Here is a 4,190-nt window from a genome sequence, read left to right on the forward strand (position 1 = left end):
TCGCGACCGGGTCCGACGCCTACGTCGACCACGTCGAGAACGTCACCACCGGCGACCGCGTCCGTAAGGGACAGGCGCTGGTCCACGTCTACTCGCCCGAGATCAACGCGGCCGCGGCCCAGCTCATCGCCAACCCGGGGTTCGACGGGGCGCGCCGCAGGCTCCAGAACCTGAATGTCTCAGAGGCCGTCATCGACGAGATGGAGCGCACCCGGAAGGTGCCGATGGCCATCACCTGGTCCTCTCCGCGCGACGGCCTCGTCCTGCAGCGGACCGCCGTCGAGGGCATGAAGGCCGCCGCCGGCGACACCCTGTTCCGGATCGGCGACATCTCGACGATGTGGGTGTTGGCCGACGTGCCCGAGCGCGACCTCGCCGCGGTGCGCGTGGGCCAGCCCGTCACCGTCCGCCTTCGCTCGGCCCCGGGGAAGACCTTTTCCGGCAAGGTCGCGGTGATTTACCCTCAGGTGAACGCCGACACCCGAGCGACGCGGGTGCGCATCGAGCTGCCGAACCCGGACGGCTCGCTGCTGCCCGACATGTACGCCGAGGTCCAGATCGACACCGGCGACGCCAAGCCGGTGATGGCGGTCCCCGACGACGCCGTCATCGACACCGGCGAACGCCAGGTCGTGCTCCTCGACCGGGGCGAGGGCCGATTCGAGCCCAAGGAGGTGAAGGTCGGCGTCCGCGGCGAGGGCTTCACCGAGATCCGGGACGGCGTCTCGGCCGGCGACCGGGTGGTCACGGCGGCGAACTTCCTCATCGACGCCGAGAGCAACCTCAAGGCGGCGCTCCAGTCCCTGGCCGCCCCGAAGGACGGCCGGCAGGCCGCGAACGCGGGAGGCAGGCGGTGATCGCGCGTCTCATCGGCTGGTCCGCCCGCAACCTCGTCCTCGTGCTGGTCGGGACCGTGTTCGCGGTCGCGGGCGGCGTGCTCGCGCTGCGGACGCTGCCGCTTGACGCCATCCCCGACCTCTCGGACGTGCAGGCCATCGTCTACACCGAGTATCCGGGCCAGGCGCCCCAGGTGGTCGAGGACCAGGTCACCTATCCGCTAACCACCGCCATGCTGACGGTGCCGAAGGCGAAGGTGGTCCGCGGCTTCTCGTTCTTCGGTGGGTCCTTCGTCTACGTGATCTTCGAGGACGGCACCGACCCTTACTGGGGCCGGTCCCGGGTGCTGGAGTACCTGAACGCGGCGGCGAACCGCCTGCCTGCCGGCGTGACGCCGACGCTGGGCCCCGACGCGACCGGCGTGGGCTGGGTCTACCAATACGTCGTCGTGGCGAAGGAGCGGACCCTTGCGGAGCTGCGCTCGCTCCAGGACTGGGTCGTGCGGTTCGGCGCTTCGCGGGCCGAAGGCGTGGCCGAGGTCGCGGGCGTCGGCGGCTTCGTGAAGCAGTACAACGTCGTCGTCGACCCGAACCGCCTGCGAGCCCAGGGCATCTCCCTCAACAAGCTTCGGGACGCGATCCGCACGAGCAATGCCGACGTCGGCGGCCGCACGGTCGAACTGTCCGAGTTCGAGTTCATGGTGCGCGGCCGCGGCTACCTGAGGAGCATCGCCGACATCGAGAACATCGTCCTCAAGACCGCCGGCGGCACGCCGCTGCGGGTCCGGGACGTCGCCCGCGTCGAACTCGGGCCGGACGAGCGGCGCGGCATCACCGAGATGAACGGCGAGGGCGAGGTCGCGGGCGGCATCGTCCTACAGCGCTTCGGCGCGAACGCCCTCAGCGTCATCGAGGGGGTCAAGGCGAAGCTCGCCGAGGTGGCCAAGAGCCTGCCGGCCGGCACCGAGATCCTGCCGGTCTACGACCGCTCGCAACTCATCGAGGCGGCCATCGACACCCTGCGGCACACGTTGGTCGAGGAGAGCATCGTCGTCTCCCTGGTCTGCGTGGTGTTCCTCCTGCACATCCGCAGCGCGCTCGTGGCCATCCTGATGCTGCCGGTCGGCATCCTGATGGCGCTCGCGGGCATGAAGGCGCTCGGAATCGGCGCCAATATCATGAGCCTCGGCGGCATCGCCATCGCGGTCGGCGCCATGATCGATGCCGCCATCGTCATGATCGAGAACGCCCACAAGCACCTGGAGCGGGCGCCGCCGGGCAAGCCCCGGGTCGAGATCCTGGTCGAGGCCGCGAGCGAGGTCGGGCCGTCGCTGTTCTTCTCGCTCCTCGTCATCACGGTGAGCTTCCTGCCGATCTTCACCCTGGAGAGCCAGGAGGGGCGGCTGTTCGGGCCGCTCGCCTACACCAAGACCTTCGCCATGGCGGCGGCCGCGCTCCTGTCGGTGACGCTCGTCCCGGCGCTGATGGTGCTATTCGTGCGCGGGCGGATCGTCCCGGAGCACCGCAACGCGCTCAACCGCCTGCTCATCTGGCTGTACCGGCCCCTCATCGCGGGCGTCCTGCGGGCGCGGGTGCTCACCATCCTGCTCGCCGTGGGCGTGCTGGCGGCGACAGTCTGGCCCGCCCGGCAGCTCGGCTCCGAGTTCATGCCCGACCTCGACGAGGGCAGCCTGCTCTACATGCCGACCACCCTGCCGGGGATCTCGGTGACCAAGGCCGGTGAGCTGCTGGCGACCCAGGACCGGATCATCAAGTCCTTTCCCGAGGTCGCCTCCGTCTACGGGAAGGCGGGCCGCGCCAACACGGCCACCGACCCGGCGCCCATGGAGATGTTCGAGACGGTCATCGCCCTGAAGCCAAAGGCGGAGTGGCGCCCCGGCGTCACCCTCGCCAGCCTCAAGGAGGAGATGGACAAGGCGCTGCAGTTCCCCGGCGTGTCGAACGCCTGGACGCAGCCGATCCGCGCCCGCATCGACATGCTCTCGACCGGCATCCGTACGCCGGTCGGCATCAAGGTCCTCGGGACCGACCTCAAGCAGATGGAGGGGGTCGCCCGGCAAGTCGAGGCAGTCGTCCGGGCGGTGCCGGGCACGTCGAGCGCCTACGCCGAGCGGGTGATCGGCGGCTACTTCCTCGACATCACCCCCGACCGGGAGGCGCTGGGCCGTTACGGGCTGATGGTCGGCGACGTGCAGGACGTCATCGCGACGGCGCTCGGCGGGCAGGCCGTGACGAACACGGTCGAGGGGCGGGAGCGCTACACCGTCAACGTGCGATACCCGCGCGCCTTTCGCTCGGACCCGGGCGCCATCGCCGATGAGGTGCAGGTGCCCCTGCCGGCCGGCGGCACGTGCCCCTGCGGAAGGTGCCAAAGTGAAGATGACGCGGGGGCCGACCTCGATCCGCACCGAGAACGGGCAGCTCGCGGTCTACATTTTCGTCGACATCGCCGGACGCGACCTCGGCGGCTACGTGGCCGAGGCGCGCAAGGCCGTGGCCGACGAGGTGACGCTGCCCCAGGGCACGACGCTCCAGTGGAGCGGGCAATACGAGTACCTGGAGCGGGCCGAGGCGCGGCTTCGGATCGTCGTGCCGCTGACGCTGCTCGTCGTCTTCCTGCTCCTCTTCCTGAACTTCCGGCGGCTGACCGAGACGCTCATCGTGATGCTGTCGCTGCCGTTCGCCTTGGTCGGCGGGGTGTGGCTGCTGTGGTGGATGGGCTTCAACATGTCGGTAGCCGTCGCGGTGGGATTCATCGCGCTCGCCGGCGTCGCCGCCGAGACGGGGGTGATCATGCTGGTCTACCTCGACCACGCCTGGGACGAGGTGCGGGCCGGGTGCAGCCGCGAGGAGCGCCCCCCGACGCGGGCGGACCTGCGCGGCGCCATCATGGTCGGCGCGGTCGAGCGGGTACGGCCCAAGATGATGACGGTGGTCGCCATCATGGCCGGTCTCGTCCCGATCCTATGGAGCACCGGCTCGGGCTCGGAGGTCATGCAGCGCATCGCCGTGCCGATGATCGGCGGCATGGTCTCCTCCACCGCGCTGACCCTCGTGGTGATCCCCGCCGTCTACGCGCTCGTGAAGGGCTGGACGCTGCCGCCGGGCAACCAATCCCAGGCGACGGCCGTCGAGGAGCCGACACATCACCGGGTCGCCGCCGAGTAGCGACGCCGGCGCCCCAACCTGCATCGAAGGAGCAACTCATGCCGTCACCGGCCCGCAAGGCCGTCCTCTACCGGATGGTCACGCCCGAGCACACCTGCCCTACGGCCTGAAGGCCAGGGACCTCCTCGAACGCCAGGGCTTCGCGGTCGAGGACAACCTGCTGAC

The 4,190-nt window shown here is 70.0% G+C and carries 1 protein-coding gene and 2 pseudogenes; all 3 read left to right on the top strand.

Annotated features, from left to right (window positions below):
- A partial coding sequence (locus tag I53_RS01820) for an efflux RND transporter periplasmic adaptor subunit (RefSeq protein ID WP_043346028.1) occupies window positions 1-857 on the top strand: 857 nt, incomplete at its 5' end.
- A pseudogene (locus tag I53_RS01825) lies at window positions 854-4,025 on the top strand (efflux RND transporter permease subunit). The gene I53_RS01820 and the pseudogene I53_RS01825, both read left to right, overlap by 4 nt.
- 38 nt (window positions 4,026-4,063) lie before the next feature.
- Window positions 4,064-4,190, top strand: a pseudogene (locus I53_RS32290) (glutaredoxin); the annotation flags it as partial.

Source organism: Methylobacterium sp. B1 (assembly GCF_000333255.1).
Classification (GTDB): Bacteria; Pseudomonadota; Alphaproteobacteria; order Rhizobiales; family Beijerinckiaceae; genus Methylobacterium; species Methylobacterium fujisawaense.